Below are 20,148 nucleotides of genomic sequence, written 5' to 3' on the forward strand. Positions count from 1 at the left end.
GCGCGAACTCATAACGTCACTCAGCGCTTTCGGGATGGCGCCGCAAATAGTCCGCGACGAAGGAGCAGTCGCCCCTCACCTTCAACCCGCGCGCCCGCGCGAATTCCAGCGCGTTGCGGATGAGCTCCGAGGCGACGCCTTGACCGCGCAGCCTTGGCGGCGTCTGCGTCGAAGTGAAGACCATTACGTCATTGTCGATGCGGTAATAGGCGAGCGCCGTCTCTCCATCGATGTCGAGTTCGAAGCGACTGAACTCGGGATTGTCGCGCACGCTCCCCCAGGGATGTCTGGCTGCAGGCTTTCCTTTAGCCTTGCCCATATCCTCGCCCATCGCCTTGCCCATGCCGGCCTCCTTGAGAGTTCATCTGCAAAAATGGGCGCGGGCCGCCCGGAAGAGAAGGGCGCCCGCCGCTTGCGTTTTCGGCCGCGCCGGGGTTCAACAGCCTCGCCCGCGCCGTTTGCTCGGGCGGCGGACAGGCTATGCTCGCCGCTCCCCGATTCGCCCAACCGGATTCGACATGCGCCTTTCCCGCTATTTCCTGCCCATTTTGCGCGAGACCCCGAAAGAGGCCGAGATCGTCTCGCACCGGCTGATGCTGCGGGCGGGCATGATCCGACAGGAGTCGGCCGGCATTTACGCCTGGCTTCCGCTCGGCCTTCGCGTGCTCAACAAGATCAACGCCATCATCCGCGAGGAGCAGACCCGCGCCGGCGCCATCGAATGTCTGATGCCGACCATTCAGTCCGCCGATCTGTGGCGCGAGTCGGGGCGCTATGACGCCTATGGCAAAGAAATGTTGCGCATCGCCGACCGCCATGACCGCGAGATGCTCTACGGCCCGACTAATGAGGAGATGATCACCGAGATCTTTCGAGCCTATGTGCGCTCATACAAGGATCTGCCGCTCAATCTCTTTCATATCCAGTGGAAGTTTCGCGACGAGGTGCGGCCGCGTTTCGGCGTGATGCGCTCGCGCGAATTCTTGATGAAGGACGCCTATTCCTTCGATCTCACAGCCGAGGCCGGCCAGCATTCCTACAACAAGATGTTCGTCGCCTATCTGCGCACCTTCGCGCGCCTGGGCCTAACAGCCATTCCGATGGCGGCGGAGTCGGGCCCGATCGGCGGCAATAGCCATGAGTTCATCATTCTCGCGTCGACCGGCGAGAGCGAAGTCTTTTGCCACAGGGACTTCCTCGCCTTCGCGCCGCCGCCCGCCTCGGTCGATTTCGACGATGCGGCGGGTCTGCAGGGAATCGTCGACAAATGGACCAGCCGCTACGCGGCGACGAGCGAGATGCATGACGCCGCCGCCTTCGCCGCCGTTCCCGAGGATTCGCGGGTCGCGGCGCGGGGAATCGAAGTCGGCCATATTTTCTACTTCGGAACCAAATATTCCGAGCCGATGAGGGCCGTCGTCAACGGACCGGACGGCAAGGAGGTCGTCGTGCAAATGGGTTCCTACGGCATTGGGCCGTCGCGCCTCGCCGCCGCCATTATTGAGGCGAGCCATGACGACAACGGCGTCATATGGCCCGAATCCGTCGCGCCGTTCCATGTCGGGGTCGCCGATCTGAAAGCCGGAGACCGGGCGACGGGCAAGGTCTGCGCCGATCTTGTGACGCAGCTCGAAAACGCGGGACTGGACGTGCTGCATGACGACCGCGACGAACGCCCCGGCGCAAAATTCGCGACGCTCGATCTCATCGGTCTGCCCTGGCAGGTTCTAGTCGGACCCAAGGGCCTGGCTGAGGGCAGGGTGGAGGTGAAGCAGCGCCGCACCGGAGAACGGGAGCTTCTCGCGCCTCAGGACGCCGTCACCCGCATCGTCGCCGCAATGAGACAGGCTCAGGCATGACCGAAGCGGCGCAACCGGCAAGAGGCGCCGGCGCCTTTTCGAGCTTTGAGCGGCTGGTGGCGCTGCGCTATCTGCGCGCCCGTCGCGCCGACGGCTTCGTCTCGGTCATCGCCGGCTTTTCGTTCCTCGGCATCATGCTCGGCGTCGCGACTCTCATCGTCGTCACTTCGGTGATGAACGGATTCCATCGCGAGTTGATGGACAAGATCATCGGCATCAACGGTCACGCTTTTTTGCAGGCGGTGGAGACGCCCTTCACGGATTGGGACCGGGTCTCCGCGAAGACGGCGAAGCTGCCCGGCGTCCAGCTTGCCATTCCCATGGTCGAGGGCGCGGCCGGCATATCGACTCAGTTCGGCCAATCGGGCGTGCTTGTGCGCGGCGTGCGCGAGAAGGACCTGACGCGGCTCCCCGGCGTCGCGGGCAACGTCAAGAGCGGCGCGCTAGCGGGGTTCGATAAGGCCGGCGGCGTCGCCATCGGTCAGCGGTTGGCGGAGACGCTCGGCGTCGGCGTCGGCGACCCCGTCAGCCTGCTCATCGCCAAGGGGGTGCAGACGCCCTTCGGGGTCGCCCCGCGCATCAAAGCCTACAAAGTCGTTGCGATCTTTTCGATCGGCATGTCCGAATTCGATAGCGTCTTCGTCTATTTGCCGCTCACCGAGGCGCAGCTCTTCTTCAACAGGGAGAATGAGGCGACGGTCGTCGAGGCTTTCGTCACTGATCCTGAGAAGATGGATGATTTTCGCATCAACGTCGAAAAGTCCATCGACCGGCCGCTGATCGTCACCGACTGGCGCCAGCGCAACAAGACCTTCTTTGACACGCTGCAGGTCGAGAAGAACATTCTTTTCATCATTCTCGCTTTGATCGTCGTGGTCGCGGCCTTCAACATCATCTCCGGATTAACGATGCTGGTGAAGGACAAGACGCAGGACATCGCCATATTGCGCACGATGGGCGCGACGCGGGGCGCGGTCCTGCGCGTGTTCCTGATCATCGGGGCTTCGATCGGCGTCGTCGGCACGCTGGCCGGCTTTGCGCTAGGTCTGGCGCTGGCGAAAAATCTCGACACCATCCGCGTCGGGGTCAATAAGCTCTTCGACGCCAATCTCTTCCCCGCGGAGTTCTATTTTCTCTCGCGGCTGCCGGCGATCGTCGACCCGCGCGAGGTGACGGCGATCGTGGTCATGACGCTCACGCTCGCCGTTCTCGCCTCGATCTATCCAGCCTGGAAAGCCGCATCGCTCGATCCGATCGAAGCGCTGCGGCACGAGTAGTCGCGATGAGCGAAGCCGTTCTCGAACTCCGCAGCATCGCGCGCCACTATCGCGAGGGCGAGGCGCGGCTCGACATTCTGATGGACGTCAATCTGTCAATCTACCCGGGAGAGACGGTCGCGTTGCTGGCGCCCTCTGGCGCCGGCAAGTCGACGCTCCTCCATATCGCCGGACTCTTGGAGCGCCAGGACGGCGGCGAAGTGCTGATTGCAAATGCGCCGACGTCGCGCATGTCCGACGCCGAGCGCACGCGGCTGCGGCGCGCCACCGTCGGGTTCATCTATCAGTTCCATCATCTGCTGCCCGAGTTCTCGGCGCTCGAGAACGTGGCGCTGCCGCAGATGATCAATGGGCTGAGCGGGAACGAAGCGCGCCTGCGTGCGCAACAGCTGCTCGACTATTTGCGGCTCGGACCGCGCGCGTCGCACCGGCCGTCGGAGCTTTCCGGGGGCGAACAGCAGCGCGTCGCCATCGCCCGCGCCGTCGCGAACGCGCCGCATCTTTTGCTCGCGGACGAACCGACCGGCAATCTCGATCCGCGCACAGCGGAGCATGTTTTCGGAACGTTGTTGGCGCTCGCCCGCAGCACCGGGCTAGCGGCGCTCATCGCGACTCACAATCTGGAGCTCGCGAAACAAATGGACCGCCGCGTAACCTTACGCGACGGTCGAGTGGAGCTCTTAAGCTGAAGCCGCCTTAAGCCTTCGTCGAGGGCTTCTTGCTCATGAACTGGTGCCTGTACCAGAGGCCGAAGCCAACCAGCGCCAGGGCCCCGAAGAACACGGCGATCGTGATTTCCCTGGTTTGAGTCAAGCCGACGGAGAACGGAAAGCGCGCAACATATTCTTTCGCGCCATCGTCGCTTCGCGCCTTCACCAGTCCGATGAACTTGCCTTCCTGCGGAAAGACGTGTTCGAAGGTGAGCGTGCCGGACTTATACTTCTTCGGGGGAGAGTAATACTCAGTATTCGCCTCGAGATTTTCTGTGTCGTCCTTCTGGCCGACGTCGCGGATGACGCGCATCTCGAGATTCATGTCGCGCAACTCGTCCTGCTGCGCGTCAAGCGTGATGATGGTGGGCCCGGCGTCTGGAATGTCGTCGCAGAACTGCTCACGTGACTTTTGCGGCTGATACCCCGTGAAAGTCATCGTATCGGGACCGAGTTTCATCAGGCATTGACCCTGATTGACGCCGACGTCGCCATGCGCATGCGCTTGCGTGACCCAGCCGGCCGCCGCGAATAGCACGGCGGCGAAAAATCGCATGATCATCTGGTTTTCTCCCTTCTGAACCGGCCGCTTTGCGATGAGCGGTCTCTTATTGGCGCGCAGTCCGGTTCCGACGCGCCATAATTCGCATACTCCGTCCGCGAAAGCGAACTGCGCGCTGCGCAGCCTACAGCAGTGCTTTAGTTAATATAAATCAGCTGCGCCCACTTGTCCCGCGACCAAGGGCCACACGTGCTCGAAAAAGTATGCGCCGCCCGTTTATTGTACAATCTCGTCGCCTGACGATGATTTTTTCGTTTGATTCCAGAGTTAGAGAAGTTGCTTAAACGTCATGCACTTGGCGTAACTTTGGCGCAATTTCGAGGCAATCATCCGCGCCAGGGTTGGCGAAGTTAAATTTTCATTTAACGTAATCGAGCCTTCACAAACTATGGCGGGAAACATGTTGAACTTTCCTTATCTGCGTGATCAAGCTGAACTTTCTGTTACCGGCGGCTGTCTTTCGACCATTTGGTTGAAAGACCACCAGGCTTTAGTATTGCGCAAGACTCGTCCGGGTTTTGACGCGCCAACGATCCGTACCATTACTGACATACTAACGGCGATCGATCGAGGCGAGCTGAACGATCTCCGCTACATCGTCTACGATTTCGCGCATGGCGTGCGAGAGGCGCCGAGGCCGGCGGAAGGTTTTGGAGAGATGGCCGCCGAAAATTCCGAGCTGATCGTCGATACGCCGGTGATTACGCTCGCCTGGGCGCGCGGCCTCATGACCGGCTCTGATTTCGACTTCGCCATGCATTGCTCCGCCATCGTCGCCGAAAAGGACGCGCAATTCTCCTTCTCGGGAGATCCCGCAGATCTCTTGGGACTTTACGCGGCGGTTGGCCGGACGCTGGGCTTCGTGAAGGCCGAGCGTCTGATGGACAGCAATACGGCGCTCACTGCGGAGGACGCGCACGAATTGCTGATCGTCAGAGACGTCGTCGAACCGCAGAATGGCGCCGCGGCGATAGAGCGCTACCTAGCCCGATTCGGCCGGCGTTATAACGCGTCTCACGCGATATTTCGCGCGCAACGTATGGTGCAACCTGGGGTTGATCGGCGTAGCCTGGTGGCGCTCGAGCGCAACTAAGGCCTGCTGGCGAAATCTCAGGCCGCGCTGACGAGTCGCGGAGCGTCTCGCCAATACTCGAGGAGCGGTCTCAGCTCCTCGATTGGCCGCGGTCGCGTGTAGAGGTAACCCTGAATGAGAAAAATATTCTTGCTCGCCATGAAGGCGAGTTGAGCATCAGTTTCTACGCCTTCGGCGACGAGATCGATGGATAGATCCTGTGCGAGCGCAGAGATCGCCGAGATGATCGCCTGCGTTTTGGGCGAGTCGATCGCCTGCCGCGCGAAGGCGCGATCGATCTTGACCTTCTTGACCGGGAAACGATTGAGATAGCCGAGGCTGCTGTAGCCGGTGCCGAAATCGTCGAGTGAGAGACGGACGCCGAGCGCTTCGATCTCGCGCAATTTGCTTTCGACGTCATCTGACACCATGAGCGTCGTTTCGGTGATTTCGAGCTCCAAACGATCGGGCTCCAATCCAGATTCGCGGAGCGTCGCCGCGACCATTTCGGCGAGATCCTTCTGTTGGAATTGCCTCGGCGCGATATTGACGGCGACACGGACGTTCGAGGGCCACGATTTCGCGTCATTGCACGCCTGCCGCAGCGCCCAGGCGCCGAGCTCGATGATCATGCCGGTTTCTTCGGCGATCGGAATGAATTCGCCCGGCGAGATCATTCCTCGGGTCGGGTGGCGCCATCGCAGCAGCGCCTCCAAGGAAACGATGGTCGCGGTGCGGCAATCGACGACCGGCTGGTAGTAGACGATCAATTCGTTCGCCAGGAACGCATGACGCAATTCGGTGTCGATTGCGCGCTTTCGGGTCAGCGCGTCTTGCATCTCCTGGGAATACCAGATCGCCTTGCCGCGCCCGTCGGCTTTCGACCGGTAAAGCGCCAGATCGCTGCATTTGAGCAGGCCGCCGGAAGTCTCCGAGTCTTCAGGCGCCGCCGCCATGCCGATGCTCGCGCCGATGTTGATGACATGGTTTTCGACGATGAAAGTGCGATGCATCTCGGCAAGTATTTCTGCGGCGAGTTGGTCGACGTCAGGCAGGCGTTCGCCGGCGCGCAGCAGCACGCAGAACTCGTCGCCGCCGAGTCTCGCCACCACATGCGGATGCGGCACGCAGGCGGCGAGACGCGCGCCGACCGCAGACAGCAGCTGATCGCCGATGGAATGGCCCAGCGTGTCATTGACCTCTTTGAACCGATCGAGATCGATGTTGAGTAACGCGGCGCGAAACCCGCGCTGCCTGAGCTGAACCATTTCCTCCTCAAGCGTCTCCTGAAACTGATAGCGGTTCGGCAGATTCGTCAGATCATCGAAATGCGCCATGCGCTCGATCTCGCGGAGCGCGCGCTTTTGTATTGTCACGTCCTCGATGACGGTAATGAAGGATCCCGCTTCGGCGCGTTCGCAGTGAAATTCAAAAAAGCGTTCGCCGAGCTTGTGCGTGAAGATGTTGGCGCGCGGCATTGTGACGTGCAGCCTCCATCGCTCAAAAAAGATTTTGCCTTCCTGCGACGACATGCCGACGCTCTTGCCGATCGCATGCGCCAGCGCTTCGAGCCGGATCGGCGTCGTCGCCGCTACGATGCCGAAGAAATCAATGACGCGCCGATTGACGACCGTGACGGAGAGGTCGGCGTCGCCCATGCACAGACCATGCGTCATCGAGTTCAGCGCGAGGCTGAATTTCTGCCGCTGGCGGGTGGCGTCCAAGCCGTTGCGCAGCGCCGACTCCAAATTGCCGTGCAGAAACTTCGTCGTTGAATGAATGGAGACGATCAGCAGCACGACAATCAGCGCGAGGCCCAGGTAGCGCCGTTCTTCATGCATCATCGCGGCAATCGCAAGGGGAAGCGCGAGACCGAGCGATTGCGCAAGAACGATCCAGGGACGGCCGGCGTTGCGACCCGCAAGTCCGCTCAGGCCGCTCATCATAATCACGATGCTGTAAATGCCGAGAACGTCGTTGTAATGGTTGTAGAACAAGACGGCGACGGAGCCGCCGACCGCCGTCATGAAGCCGACCGCGCCGATTGCGTAGAGCATCTCCCATTCCCGCGAATCGCATCGTCGAAGCGAGACGGGCGCTTTCGCATGCGCCAAGAAAACATAAAGACGAAATGCGCCGAGAACGGCGATCAGGGCAACGAAGTAGAGATAGACTCGCTCGCCGAGAAGAAACCAGGCGAGCGCAGGCGCGATGAGGCCGCCGAGAAGGCCCGCAAAAAATGAACCGGCGGTGCCGAACAGGGTTTCAACGAGGTCGCTATGGATCTGAACGTCGGAGCTTTCGCTGGCGGCTGGTTTCCTCCGGACGAGCATGAGCTAATCCTCTTCGGGAGATGGCGGCTTTTTCGAAGCCTCGCCCTTGCCCCCGGGAAGCTCGTCGCCCGGAAGACGCAACTGCGCTGAAACAAGCCGTTCCATATAACGCAGGTCATGTTGTGAAATGGCCATGGAGCAATCCGTCCAAAGCTCGACCACCCGAAGCAATTCCTCCTTGAGTACGGGGAAACATTGCTTTCGAAACTTGACGAGGGCCTGACGGCGCCGCCAGTTTGAGCCGTCGGGGTCGAGCATCCACTCATGGGCGGTTTCGAGCGCCCGGCCTTCCGGCGCGACGACGTCGATGATGTCGAGATCGAACAGTTCGCGAGCGGAATAAATGCGACCGGCCGAGAGAATTTGCTGCGTGCGCGCGGGCCCGACGCGCCGTGTCAGAAAGGTCACGGCGCCCATCCCCGGAAAAGTGTTGAAGGCGATCTCGGGCACTCCGAGACGCGCGCTCTCCTCGACGATGACAAAGTCGGTGGCCAGCGCTCCTTCGAAGCCGCCGCCCATGCACTGTCCCCTAACGACGGACAACGTCAAGACAGGAAGATCGAAAGCCGACGCCAGCGTGTACATCACCTCGATACAAGCATAGGCGTACCTTAACAGCGAATCTCGATCATTGTTTCTGATGCAGGAAACGAATGTCGCAAGATCGCCGCCCAAGCTGAACACATTCGGCTTCTTGGAGGCCATCACGATGTAGCGGATCGGCCACTTCGAACCCTCCGTCTGCGCCAGCCGTTTGATCGCGTCACGAAAGTCGATTGCGTCTTGCAACATCGGCAAAGTATAGCAATGCGGCGAGTCTGCACGATAATTCATCCACACCGATTGCGTCGGTGCGTCATATTCAATGTCTAAATGTTTGAAGCGCCAGTGAGGGAAATCTTGGGGAGGATGCCGTAGGTGCGCGGCGCTACTCATATCCAATACTTCGGGGCCAAGGCCTCCCCCCTCGATCAGGCATGAAAACAAGCCGTCCGTATCCGGCCGCAGGGCGCGGCGGCGCGGGCGGGCTAAGCCGCCATAAGCTTCAAGTGCGTTTGATTCAGCATTTGGCAATGCCTTCAACTCGCGTCGAAGCTTTTTCCGTCACAGAAGTTCACACAGAGATATGAACAGACGGAAAAAACGTGATTCTATTTCTGGGTTCTATTCACCTTTGTGACGCTTGCTCTAGGCGACTTCGAACCAAGTCGCCAGTCCGCCCGCTTCATGCTCCAGAATATCATCATGTATGGCCCATTTTCCAGGCGATTCCGCGAGGAAGGCGGCGTGCTTGGTTTTTCCCGGGGGAACGATCACGCCGTTGCGCCAATAGGGCTCCCATCCGTCATCGAGGTCATGCAGAAGACGCATGCACTGCCCGTGAACATGCATCGCGAGCGCCGCTCCCGACTTGTTGACAAAGCCCAGCGTCACCGGGGTTCCGTTGGCCACTTTGAAGAGAGGCGAGCCTTCGTAGCCTTTGGTCAAAGCGCCATTGATCGTCCAGGCGGGGCCGGCGGCGGCCTTGCGCGTTTCGATCACGAGATCGACCTTCTTGGCGCTTGCAAGCTTGATCTCGCCAGGAAGCGACGCATTCTGCGGGAGCGACGCGATCGGCGGCCGCCGCGACGCCTTTGCGCCCTTGGCTTCCGCGACGAAAAGGTCGCGGTCCTCGCCATTCGGTCCGCGCAAGATCACATTGGCCTTGGCGCCCTCGGTCTCCGGCATGTCGAACATCAGCTCGAAGCGCGCGCCCGGCGCGACGGGAATGCTCCGCTTGATCGGCTCGAAGGCGTCGCACGGCTGGCCGTCGATGGCGATGACGAAAGGCTGCGCGCCGGCGAGGGACAGAACCATGATGCGCGCGTTGCTGAGATTGGCCAGACGCAGCCGCACCCGGGCGCCGGGCGCCAGGCTCTGCAGGGCTGGCGCAGCCTTGCCGTTGACGCAGAGCAGCGGGCCAATCCGGCCGACGCCGCGCGCGGCCGCCGGATCGTCGAAGCCGCCAACGACCTGACCGGCGTCATCAAGCCGCCAGTCGTCGAGCACGAGAAGCAGGTCGGCGTCCGCGGGCAGCGGCGCCGGCTCGTCGACAATGAGCAGGCCCTTAAGGCCGCGCCCGACGAGTTCCGGCGTCGCGCCATAGACGCTCGGTCGGTAGCAGAACAGGCCGTGATCGGCGAGCTTGCGCCGGTAATCGTAAGAACCGCCGGGCGCGACCGCCGCCTGCGTCAGCGGCGCGACGCCCTCCATCGCATTGTCGCCCCGCAAGCCGTGCCAGTGAATGGTGGCGGGTTGGTCAAGCTTGTTCAGGAAACGGACGGCGAGTTCGTCGCCCTGCTGATAGCGCAGGACCGGCCCCGGCGTGCTCCCCTCGAAACCGAGAATGCTGGTGTCGCCGCCGCCGGACAGGCGCGCCTTCCCCGGCCGCGCCTCGATCTGCCGCAGGGAACGCGGCGGCGACTGCGCCACCGCCGGAAGCGCCGCCAGGCTGGCGGCGACGCTGGAAAGAACGACGCGGCGGGAGAGGGGCTGTGACATCGCCGTCTAGCTATGGCGCAGCCTGGCCCGTGGGGCAATGACCCGACCTCCACTCTTCACGCGCAGTCGAGAGAGCGCTAGAACCGGCCAAGGCACGAGGAGGCTTGAGACATGAGCGCGCCGCGCATGAACAAGACTGCCGCTATTTTAGGCTTTTGCGCCGCGTGCGGCTTTCTGCCGCCCGCCGCGTGGGCGCAGGCTTCGCAAGGCTATTCCGACTATCGCCAGTCGCTGATCGCCGGCGGCTGGAAACCGAATGTCGGCTACGGACTAAAAACCGCCCGCGGCAAGCCCCTATATAAGTTTCCGGAAGTCGTCTGCGGTCCGACGCTCTGCAACGCCAAATGGCGCGACCCCCAGGGTCATGAAAAAGTCATTACGCTTATCCGCGGGCTCGAAGGCGCGGATCACCGCGTGGCGCCCCAATAGCCGGCGGCGGCTGGCATCCCGCCGCGTCCATGCTATAGAGCGACGCCCGACGAATCGAGTTCGCGCTTGGGAGCGCCTTGGCGCGCCCTCAAAACGCGCAAGGGACTGCGCCTTTTCGGGGGAACAGGATCGTTTGAGAGGGAGTCGAACGGTTCGATTTCATCTCAAGCGATCCCGGTTCACGGGCAGGGAATTGAGGCGGCCCTATCCGCCGATCGCGGGCGTGGCGGAACTGGTAGACGCGCCGGATTTAGGTTCCGGTGACGAAAGTCGTGGGGGTTCGACTCCCTCCGCCCGCACCAGAGCCGCCTACCGTGGCAGTCACATATTCGTCGTCGCGCGCCGGCGACGTCGCAGTCATTAAGAAGGCTATCGAGATGCAAGTAACGCAGACCTCCTCGCAGGGCTTGAAGCAGGAATACAAGGTGGTCCTGCCGGCTGGCGAACTCGCCGCCAAGCTCGCCGCTCAGCTCAGCGAGATTCAGGCGAAAAGTCAGATCAAGGGATTCCGTCCCGGCAAGGCGCCGATTGGCCATCTCAAGAAGATCTACGGCAAGAGCATCATGAGCGACGTGTTGCAGGAGGCGGTTAACGACGCCAACCGCAAGATCGTCGAGGAAAACGAGCTGCGCATCGCGCTCGAGCCGAAGATCGATTTCCCCGGCGGGCAGGAGGAAGTCGAGCGCGCGTTAACGGCCGAGGGCGATTTCTCCTATGTCGTCACCTTCGAAACGCTGCCGAAGTTCGAAATCGGCGTGTTTGACGACATCTCACTGGAGCGTCCCGTCGCCGAAGTCGCCGAGGACGATATCGAGAAGGCGCTGCGGTCTCTCGCCGATCGTGCTCAGGAATTCGAAGCAAGGCCAGAAGGGGCCAAGGCGGAGAAGGGTGATAAGCTGACGATCGATTTCACCGGCAAGCTCGACGGCGAGCCCTTTGAGGGCGGCGCGGGCGGGGACGTCGATCTGGTGCTGGGCGCGGGAACCTTCATTCCCGGTTTCGAGGAGCAGCTCGAGGGCGTCGCCGCCGGCGACCAGCGGGTCGTCAAGGTCCGGTTCCCCGAGGACTATGCGGCCAAGCAGCTCGCGGGGAAGGACGCCGAGTTCGACGTGACGGTCAAGGCCGTTGCAGCGCCCAAGACGCTCGGGCTCGACGAGGAGCTCGCCAAGAAATACGGCTTCGAATCGCTCGAGGCGATGAAGACCGCCGTTCGCGGCAACCTCGAAGCCGATTTCGACAAGGCGTCGCGCGAAAAATTGAAGCGCGCGCTCCTCGACGCGCTCGACAGCCGCTATTCCTTTGAGCTGCCGCAGAGCCTCGTCGAGCAGGAATTCGCCAATATCTGGGGCCAGCACGAGCAGGAAAGCCAGCGCGCGGGCAAATCCGTCGCCGAAGAGGGCAAGACGGAGGAAGAGACGAAGGCCGAGTTCCGCACGATCGCCGAACGACGCGTGCGGTTGGGGCTGGTTCTGGCGGAGATCGGAAAAAGCGCCGACGTGAAGGTGGACGAAAAGGATCTGACCGACGCTTTGGTCGAGCGGGCGCGCATGTTCCCAGGCCAGGAGAAGGCGGTTTGGGACTATTACCGCAACAATGAGCAGGCCCTCGCCCAGCTCCGCGCCCCGATCTATGAGGAGCGCGTCGTCGATCACCTCGCCAAGCTGATCAAGATCGCCGACAAGACCGTCTCCCGCGAAGAGCTGTTCAAGGAAGACGAGGAATAGTCGGTCGATCGGCTGTCTTCCCCGCGGGCGGCGGCGCGCCGCGAGGAAATCCGGCATACCAGGTTGATGCGCACGGCGCGCTGCGGAGATCGTGGCGTGACGGCCGCAATCGAGTCTTTGCGTCCGGCGCGGTCGCAGATATATGACGGGTCAAGAGTTCCCGGCGAGGCGCATCAGCCTCCGCCGGACCACAGAGGCATACGCGATGCGCGATCCAATCGAAAACTACAGCCAATATCTCATCCCACAGGTGATCGAGAACACTTCGCGCGGCGAGCGCGGTTTCGACATCTATTCCCGCCTGCTGCGCGAGCGCATCATTTTCATCACCGGGCCGATCGAAGATCACATGGCGTCGGTCATCATCGCGCAGCTGTTGTTTCTGGAGTCCGAGAACCCCAAAAAGGAAATCTCCCTCTACATCAATTCGCCGGGCGGCGTGGTGACGTCCGGCCTCGCCATCTACGACACGATTCAGTTCATCAAGCCGAAGGTCTCGACGCTGTGCGTTGGGCAGGCGGCGTCGATGGGCTCGCTTCTGCTGGCCGCGGGCGCCGACGGTCTGCGCTATGCGCTCCCGAACGCGCGCGTCATGCTGCATCAGCCGTCGGGCGGCTTCCAGGGTCAGGCGTCGGACATTCAGCGCCACGCGGAAGACATTCTGAAAGTCAAAAAGCGCCTTAACGACATCTACGTCCGTCACACGGGCAAGGACTATGAGACGATCGAGCGCACGCTTGACCGCGATCATTTCATGTCGGCGGAGGAGGCGCGGCATTTCGGAATCGTCGACGCCGTTCAGGAGCGGCGGCCTGACGACGAGGGCGACGCCAAGCGCTAAACGCTAAAGGCGCCGGCCGCGTTTTCTGAGCGCCCGGCGCCATTGCTTGAGGGATTGGGGCATTGGGGCGCGCATGTTTCGTAAAATTCTAATCGCCAATCGCGGCGAGATCGCTTGTCGCATCATTAAGACGGCGAAGCGCATGGGACTGTCCACCGTCGCCGTCTATTCCGACGCCGACGCCGACGCGCTGCATGTCGAAATGGCCGACGAAGCCGTCCATCTCGGGCCGCCTCCCGCCGCCCAGTCTTATCTGCTGATCGATAAGATCGTCGCCGCCTGTAAGGAAACCGGCGCCGAAGCGGTGCATCCGGGCTATGGCTTTCTGTCCGAGCGCGCCGCCTTCGCCAATGCGCTCGCCGAGGCGAATATCGTGTTCATTGGCCCCAACGTTCGCGCGATCGAGGCGATGGGCGACAAGATCGAGTCGAAGAAATTCGCCTCCGCCGCCAATGTCAGCGTCGTGCCCGGCTACCTTGGCGTCATCGAGAACGCCGAAGAGGCCGTTACGATCGCCAGGGACATCGGCTATCCCGTGATGCTCAAAGCATCGGCTGGCGGCGGCGGCAAGGGCATGCGCGTCGCTTTCACCGACGCCGAAGTAATCGAAGGCTTCACGCGCGCGCGTTCGGAGGCGGCGTCTTCCTTTGGCGACGATCGCGTCTTCGTCGAAAAATTCATCGTCAATCCGCGCCACATCGAAATTCAGGTGCTCGGCGACAAGCACGGCAATGTCGTCCACCTCAACGAGCGCGAATGTTCCATTCAGCGCCGCAATCAAAAGGTGATCGAAGAAGCGCCGTCGCCGCTGCTGGACGAAAAGACTCGTCGCGAAATGGGCGCGCAGGCCGTCGCCCTCGCCAAGGCCGTGAACTACGATTCGGCGGGCACGGTCGAATTCGTCGCCGGTCAGGACAAGAGCTTCTACTTCCTTGAAATGAACACGCGCCTGCAGGTGGAGCATCCGGTGACGGAACTCATCACCGGCATCGATCTTGTGGAGCAGATGATCCGCGTCGCGGCGGGCGAGCCCCTGCAACTCAAGCAGGAAAACGTCAAGATCAACGGCTGGGCGGTCGAGACCCGCATTTATGCAGAGGACCCCACGCGCAACTTCCTGCCGTCGGTCGGGCGACTGGTCAAATACCGGCCGCCGGAAGAGAAGCGCGAAGGCGGCGTTACGGTGCGCAACGACACCGGCGTCACCGAAGGCCGCGAAATCTCGATCCACTACGATCCGATGATCGCCAAGCTGGTGACGCAGGCGCCGGACCGTCTTCGGGCGATCGTGGCGCAGGCCGACGCGCTCGATCGCTTTGTGATCGACGGAATTCGCCACAATATTCCGTTTCTGTCGTCGCTCATGCAGAGTCCGCGCTGGCGCTCCGGCAATCTCTCGACAGGCTTTATCAGCGAAGAATATCCGGAAGGATTTTCGTCGCCCGAGCCTCGGGGAGATCTGGCGCACACGCTCGCCGCGATCGCGACGCTCATGGACCACATCGGCAATGAGCGCAAACGCAAGATCTCCGGGCAGCTGCGCGGCGGAAGGCCGGTCGAATTCGAGCGCGAACGCGTGTGCATGCTCGGCGAGCAGCGATTCAACGTCACCGTCGAGGCGCAGGGCGAAGCACTGATCGTGCGTTTCGCCGAGGGTGATCAGCGCGCCCATCGCGTTTCGACCCAGTGGCGTCCCGGCGAACTCGTGCTCGAAGGGGATGTTGACGGCCGCACGGTCTATGTGCAGGCGCGGTCCATCCTCAACGGCTATGGGTTGTCGCACCAGGGCGTCGACGTCACGGCGCGCGTCTACACCAAGCGTGAGGCGGAACTTGTCGCCTTCATGCCGAAGAAGAAGGACGCCGGCGCCTCCAAGCACCTGTTGTGTCCGATGCCCGGCCTCGTGAAGACCGTCGACGTGATCGAAGGTCAGGAGGTCAAGGCCGGTGAAGCCTTGTGCATGGTCGAAGCCATGAAGATGGAGAACGTGCTGCGCGCTGAGCGCGACGTGACCGTCAAGAAGATCCTGGCGAAGGCCGGCGACAGCCTTGCCGTTGACGCCGTGATCATGGAGTTCGCGTAAGGCCGCTGCTCTGGTGGCGCGGGCTCGGCGCCGAGCGTCAGGCTGCGACTGATGTTGGCGCGGGACGCGCCCGCTCGCGGAACAGGCCGTGCAGCGCATCCCAATCGAGCACCAGTTCGCCGCCGGCGCTCCGAAGTTGCTCGTCCCAGCTCGCCAGCAGATCGAGACAGGCGTGATCGATATATGTCAGCTCGTTGAGATGCACATGGACACGCGCGCCTGGCGGCAAGGCTTCGAAAGCGGCCGCGAGCTGCGGCAGTCGGATGAAGGTCGCGGCGCCCTCCAGGTGAATCACCGCCATGCCGTCGGTCGCGTCGGTGCGGATATTGAGATGCGAGAACGTGTAGAGCAAGCGTGCGACCGCCAGGCCGACGCCAACCGCGATGCCGGTTAATACGTCGGTTGCGACCACCGTCGCCACCGTCGCCGCGTAGATGCCGGTTTCGATACGGTCCTGACCCCACAGAAAGCGTGCGAACCCGAGATTGATCAGATTGATCCCCGCGTAAACCAGCACCGCCGCAAGGCTCGCCACCGGGATGATGCGCAGCACGTCGGGCGCGAGCGTGATGAACAGCAGAATCCACAGGCCGTGGAGCACGGTCGAGAGTCTCGTGCGCCCGCCCGCCGTGACATTGGCTGAACTGCGCACGATGACGCCCGAGACCGGCAGCACGCCAAGGACGCCGCAAAGGAAATTGCCGACGCCTTGCGCGACAAGCTCCTTGTTGTAGCGGGTTCGCGGCGCCCGTCGCTGCATCGCATCGACAGCGGTCGCCGTCAGCAGCGATTCCGCGCTCGAAACGAAGGCGAGCGACAGCGCCGCCGCCCAGAGCGCGCCCTCGCCGATTCGGCCAAGAGTGTGAGTCGTCGGCAAATTCACCGCGGCGAAAAGATCGTCCGGCGCGGGGACATATTTGATGTCGAGGGCGAAGAACGCCGCGACCGCCGTCGCCAGGCCTACGCCGACGAGCGGGGCGGGGAGAAAAGACAGCCATCTCGGCGCCCAGCGGCGCCACGAGAGAATAGCGGCGACCGTGAGCAGTCCAATCAGCGCCGCAGGCCGATGCGCCTCCATTGTGACGCCCTTCCAAACGGCGAGCGGCAGCGACCAGAGATTGATGACGCCGCCGAATTCCTGTCCCGTCCCGGGCGGCGTATCGTCGACCATGACGTGAAATTGCGAGGCGAAAATCAGCAGGCCGATTCCGGCGAGCATGCCCTGAATCAGCGCCGGCGCGACCGCCCGGAACACGGGTCCAAAGCGCACGGCGCCGGCCGCAATCTGAATGACGCCCGACATCATCACGATGAGACCGAAGACTTCGAAGCCGAGGTCCTTGATGAATACGGCGGCCATCACGGCCGCGCCATTCGCCGCGCCGCTCACTTGCAGGGGACAGCCCGAAAGCAGGCCGACGACGATGCCGCCGATGACGCCGCTGATGAGGCCGACGGCGGCGGCGTTTTCGAAGGGAAAGCCGGCGACGAGCGCGAGACCCATCGACAAGGGAAGGGCGACGAGCAGAACGACGACGGAAGCGAAGACGTCGTCTTTGATCGCCGAGAGGCGCGAAGGCGCGACATCACGTTCTAAAGACATTTGCGCATCCCTTTAGGTTCCGGTTCGCGGCGGCGGCGCGAACTCAGACGTCAACGCTGACGCGCTCTTTCTCTTGCGGCGCGGGCAAATCCGACGGCGCCGGCGCAAGCGCGAATTGGCGCGTCGCCGGGTCGTAGACAAAGACCTCGCCAGTCTCGATCTTGTAGACCCAGCCATGCAGCCTGAGTTTGTCTTGCGCGAGCGCGGAGGCGACGACAGGGTGCGTGCGCAAGTTTTCAAGCTGCGCGAGCACATTCTCCTGGATGGCGACGTTGAGCTGGTCGGACCCGATCCTGTCCGCGTATTTTTCATGCATGATGCGCCGTGTCGCTTCGGCGTGCGACAGCCAGTCGCTCAGCGCGGGAAAGGCTGTGGCGGGCGGCGGATCGAGCAGGCCCTTCATCGCCCCGCAGTGCGAGTGGCCGCAGACGATGATGTCTTTGACGCCAAGGCCAGCAATCGCGAATTCGATGGTGGCCGCTTCGCCGCCCCGCACGGCGCCGTAGGGCGGCACGAGATTGCCGGCGTTGCGCAGGATGAAAAGGTCCCCGGGCGCCGACTGGGTGAGCAGGCACGGGTCGATGCGCGAATCGGCGCAGGTGATGAACAGCGTCTCCGGCGCCTGACCTTTAGCGAGGCGTTCGAACAATTCGCGCTGGTTGCCGAACACCTGCGACTGGAAGTGGTGTAGGCCCTCGATCAACCGCTGCATTCTTGAGCTCCTATCGCTTACGTGACGCTCGCGAGAGTTTGGGGGACGTAGCGCGCCGGCGCAGGCCAGCCACGCGTGCGGAGCGATGCGCCATTGCGTGTCGTCTCAGTCGAGCGCCGCCGCGACGCTGACGTCTTCAACATGGCGCAGTGGATTGAGATTGAAAATAAGGATATATAAATTAGTTACATCGATAAAAGCTATGGAACCATGGACCGTCTCAACTATCAGCACCTGTTCTACTTCTGGAACGTCGCCCGGGAAGGCGGCGTCACCCGCGCGAGTGAAAAGCTCGGATTGGCGCAGCCGACGATCAGCGGCCAGATCGCGGTTTTCGAGGCGTCGATTGGCGCGCAGCTCTTCCGCAAGGAAGGCCGCAATCTCGTGATGACCGAAACCGGACGCACGGTGTTCAATTACGCCGACGAAATATTTTCGCTGGGCCGCGAGCTCGGCAGCGCCTTGAAGAATCGAGCGGGGGCGGTCAGCGTCAGGCTGAGCGTCGGCGTGTCAAACGCCTTGCCGAAACTCCTCGTCTATCGTCTGCTCGAACCCGCTCTCGCGGCGCATAATCAAGTCGTCTGTCATGAGGATAAGACCGAGCGCCTCCTGGCCGAACTGCCAGTGCACGGAGTCGATCTCGTGTTTTCAGACTGGCCCGCGACAGGCGCCGCGGATGCGCGCATCTACAATCATCCGATCGGCGAATGCGGCGTGGCTGCGTTTGCGACGCTCGAACTGCAACAGCGCTACCGGAAGAATTTCCCGCGTTGCCTCGACGGCGCGCCGCTCTTGCTGCCAACGACGAATTCCGCGTTACGCCGTTCGCTCGACCAATGGCTGGACGCCAACAGTCTCTTTCCGAAAATCGTCGCGGAAATCGAGGACAGCGCCCTGCTGAAGACATTCGGGGCGGCGGGCGCCGGCGTCTTCATGGCGCCGACCGCCGTTCGCGCCCAGGTCGAGGAACAATATGGCGTGAAATATATCGCCACCCTCGACGGCGTCAGCGAAAGATTCTATGCGATCACCGCGCAGAGAAAGATCAAGCACGCGGGAGTCGCAGCAATTCTCGAGAGCGCTCGGAACTGGCTGGTCTAATCGTTGAACACGCGCGTCACATGACCCATCTTGCGGCCCGCGCGCGTCTCTGTTTTTCCGTAAAGATGCAGACAGGCGCCGTCTTCACGCGCCAGCTCCGGCCATGCGTTGACGTCATCGCCAATCAGATTGCGCATCTCGACGCGGCGGCCGTGACGGCGCGCGGCGCCGAGCGGCCAGCCCGCGACGGCGCGCATATGCTGCTCGAATTGTGAGGTCAGCGCGCCGTCGAGCGTCCAATGTCCGGAGTTGTGCACGCGCGGCGCAATTTCATTCACGATCAAGGTTTCGTGGCCGCTATCGTGGACGACGAATAATTCGACCGCGATCACGCCGACATAAACGGCGGCCTCGGCGAGTCGCCGGGCGATGTCGATCGCCTGCGTCGCGGTTTCGTCGGCGATCTCGGCGGGCGCTAAGGTCCTCGCCAGAATGTGATGCTCGTGCAGGTTTTCGGAAACGTCATAGGCGCGAAATTCACCGTGCAGTCCGCGCGCGGCGACGACCGACACTTCTTTTTCGAAAGGCACGACGCTTTCCAGGATGCATGGCGCGCCGCCAAGCGTGCGAAAGGCGACCGCGAGGTCGCCGCCGTCGCGCAACTGAGTCTGACCTTTGCCGTCATAGCCGAGGCGCCGCGTCTTCAGAATCGAGTTGCGGCCGAGCTGCGCGACGGCGCGCGCCAGCGCGCCCGCGTTGTCGACGGCGACGAAATCGGCGGTGGCGATCCCGAGGCTCTGCACGAACTGCTTCTCGATGAGCCTGTCCTGGGTCAGGGCCAGCGCCCTGGGATTGGGGCGCACCGGCCGATGCGCCTCGAGCACCTGCGCCGTGCGGGCGGGCACGTTCTCGAATTCGTACGTCACGACGTCGACAGATTCCGCAAAGGCGGCGAGAGCGGCCTCGTCGTTAAAGTCGGCTTGCGTGCGGGCGGCGCAGACATCGAAGGCGGGGTCGTCGGGCACTGGGGAGAAGACATGCGCCTTCAGTCCGAGCCGCGCGCCGGCCAGCGCCAGCATGCGCGCGAGCTGGCCGCCGCCGAGAATGCCAATTGTCGCGCCCGGCGCGAGCATCAAGCGCCGTCGCGCGGCGTCGCCGCCACGTTGTCCGTCTGACGAGCGCGATAGTCCGCGAGTCGCGCGGCGAGCGCCTTGTCGGCGAGGGCGAGAATTGCGGCGGCGAGCAGCGCGGCGTTGATCGCGCCGGCCTTGCCGATGGCGAGGGTTCCCACCGGCACGCCGCCCGGCATCTGGACGATCGAGAGCAGCGAATCGAGGCCTTTCAGCGCTTCCGATTCGACG

At 62.5% G+C, this 20,148-nt stretch carries 18 protein-coding genes and 1 tRNA gene; 10 read left to right on the plus strand and 9 right to left on the minus strand.

What is annotated here, in order from left to right; translation table 11 throughout:
* Positions 1-16: 16 nt before the first annotated feature.
* Positions 17-343, minus strand: coding sequence for a GNAT family N-acetyltransferase (locus NEI07_RS11820; protein WP_407659892.1), 327 nt, complete (start codon positions 341-343; stop codon positions 17-19).
* Positions 344-518: 175 nt separating this feature from the next.
* On the opposite strand from NEI07_RS11820, the gene proS reads away from it, so the two are divergent.
* The 3 genes from proS to NEI07_RS11835 are packed head-to-tail and all read left to right on the plus strand — an operon-like array spanning position 519 to position 3,825.
* Complete coding sequence (gene proS, locus NEI07_RS11825; RefSeq protein WP_256034776.1) at positions 519-1,859, plus strand: proline--tRNA ligase; 1,341 nt, start codon at positions 519-521, stop codon at positions 1,857-1,859.
* Positions 1,856-3,136: a lipoprotein-releasing ABC transporter permease subunit gene (locus NEI07_RS11830; protein ID WP_256034779.1), complete on the plus strand. Its 1,281-nt coding sequence runs from the start codon at positions 1,856-1,858 to the stop codon at positions 3,134-3,136. The genes proS and NEI07_RS11830 overlap by 4 nt, the downstream gene beginning before the upstream one ends.
* A 5-nt stretch (positions 3,137-3,141) precedes the next feature.
* Positions 3,142-3,825 (plus strand): ABC transporter ATP-binding protein, encoded by a 684-nt coding sequence (locus NEI07_RS11835; protein ID WP_256034781.1) that lies wholly within the window; start codon positions 3,142-3,144, stop codon positions 3,823-3,825.
* A 7-nt stretch (positions 3,826-3,832) separates the two neighbouring features.
* Here NEI07_RS11835 and NEI07_RS11840 read toward each other — a convergent pair whose 3' ends face one another.
* Positions 3,833-4,408, minus strand: a complete 576-nt coding sequence (locus NEI07_RS11840) for a hypothetical protein (protein WP_256034782.1) — start codon at positions 4,406-4,408, stop codon at positions 3,833-3,835.
* Positions 4,409-4,808: 400 nt separating this feature from the next.
* On the opposite strand from NEI07_RS11840, the gene NEI07_RS11845 reads away from it, so the two are divergent.
* A complete protein-coding gene (locus NEI07_RS11845; protein ID WP_256034783.1) occupies positions 4,809-5,501 on the plus strand; it encodes an enoyl-CoA hydratase-related protein in 693 nt (230 codons plus the stop codon).
* 17 nt (positions 5,502-5,518) lie between these two features.
* On the opposite strand, the gene NEI07_RS11850 is transcribed toward NEI07_RS11845, so the two are convergent.
* From NEI07_RS11850 to NEI07_RS11860, 3 genes are all read right to left on the minus strand, one after another.
* On the minus strand, positions 5,519-7,813 hold the full coding sequence (locus NEI07_RS11850; RefSeq protein ID WP_256034784.1) for a putative bifunctional diguanylate cyclase/phosphodiesterase: 2,295 nt from the start codon (positions 7,811-7,813) through the stop codon (positions 5,519-5,521).
* Between the two features lie 3 nt (positions 7,814-7,816).
* Positions 7,817-8,749: a crotonase/enoyl-CoA hydratase family protein gene (locus NEI07_RS11855; RefSeq protein ID WP_256034785.1), complete on the minus strand. Its 933-nt coding sequence runs from the start codon at positions 8,747-8,749 to the stop codon at positions 7,817-7,819.
* A gap of 252 nt (positions 8,750-9,001) precedes the next feature.
* Positions 9,002-10,354: a multicopper oxidase family protein gene (locus tag NEI07_RS11860; protein ID WP_256034786.1), complete on the minus strand. Its 1,353-nt coding sequence runs from the start codon at positions 10,352-10,354 to the stop codon at positions 9,002-9,004.
* 111 nt (positions 10,355-10,465) lie between these two features.
* On the opposite strand from NEI07_RS11860, the gene NEI07_RS11865 reads away from it, so the two are divergent.
* The 5 genes from NEI07_RS11865 to NEI07_RS11885 all read left to right on the plus strand — a co-directional run bounded on the left by NEI07_RS11865 (position 10,466) and on the right by NEI07_RS11885 (position 15,431).
* Positions 10,466-10,783: a hypothetical protein gene (locus NEI07_RS11865; RefSeq protein ID WP_256034787.1), complete on the plus strand. Its 318-nt coding sequence runs from the start codon at positions 10,466-10,468 to the stop codon at positions 10,781-10,783.
* Positions 10,784-11,000: 217 nt separating this feature from the next.
* Positions 11,001-11,085 (plus strand) — tRNA-Leu (locus tag NEI07_RS11870).
* Between the two features lie 75 nt (positions 11,086-11,160).
* A complete protein-coding gene (gene tig, locus NEI07_RS11875) occupies positions 11,161-12,507 on the plus strand; it encodes a trigger factor (RefSeq protein ID WP_256034788.1) in 1,347 nt (448 codons plus the stop codon).
* A 205-nt stretch (positions 12,508-12,712) separates the two neighbouring features.
* Positions 12,713-13,348 (plus strand): ATP-dependent Clp protease proteolytic subunit, encoded by a 636-nt coding sequence (locus NEI07_RS11880; RefSeq protein ID WP_256034789.1) that lies wholly within the window; start codon positions 12,713-12,715, stop codon positions 13,346-13,348.
* Positions 13,349-13,421: 73 nt separating this feature from the next.
* On the plus strand, positions 13,422-15,431 hold the full coding sequence (locus NEI07_RS11885; protein WP_256034790.1) for an acetyl-CoA carboxylase biotin carboxylase subunit: 2,010 nt from the start codon (positions 13,422-13,424) through the stop codon (positions 15,429-15,431).
* A 37-nt stretch (positions 15,432-15,468) separates the two neighbouring features.
* Here NEI07_RS11885 and NEI07_RS11890 read toward each other — a convergent pair whose 3' ends face one another.
* Complete coding sequence (locus NEI07_RS11890) at positions 15,469-17,034, minus strand: SulP family inorganic anion transporter (protein WP_256034793.1); 1,566 nt, start codon at positions 17,032-17,034, stop codon at positions 15,469-15,471.
* 43 nt (positions 17,035-17,077) lie between these two features.
* Positions 17,078-17,746 (minus strand): carbonic anhydrase, encoded by a 669-nt coding sequence (locus tag NEI07_RS11895; RefSeq protein ID WP_256034796.1) that lies wholly within the window; start codon positions 17,744-17,746, stop codon positions 17,078-17,080.
* Positions 17,747-17,956: 210 nt separating this feature from the next.
* Between NEI07_RS11895 and nhaR the strand changes: the two genes are divergently transcribed.
* Complete coding sequence (gene nhaR, locus NEI07_RS11900; RefSeq protein ID WP_256034797.1) at positions 17,957-18,847, plus strand: transcriptional activator NhaR; 891 nt, start codon at positions 17,957-17,959, stop codon at positions 18,845-18,847.
* Here the strand turns inward: nhaR and NEI07_RS11905 are convergent.
* Both NEI07_RS11905 and NEI07_RS11910 read right to left on the minus strand, forming a co-directional pair.
* Positions 18,844-19,920 (minus strand): 5-(carboxyamino)imidazole ribonucleotide synthase, encoded by a 1,077-nt coding sequence (locus tag NEI07_RS11905; RefSeq protein ID WP_256034798.1) that lies wholly within the window; start codon positions 19,918-19,920, stop codon positions 18,844-18,846. The genes nhaR and NEI07_RS11905 overlap by 4 nt on opposite strands.
* Positions 19,920-20,148 (minus strand): AIR carboxylase family protein (locus tag NEI07_RS11910; RefSeq protein ID WP_256034799.1); only part of this gene is annotated, 229 nt, incomplete at its 5' end. The genes NEI07_RS11910 and NEI07_RS11905, both read right to left, overlap by 1 nt.

It is taken from the genome of Methylocystis suflitae (genome assembly GCF_024448135.1).
GTDB classification, from domain to species: domain Bacteria; phylum Pseudomonadota; class Alphaproteobacteria; order Rhizobiales; family Beijerinckiaceae; genus Methylocystis; species Methylocystis suflitae.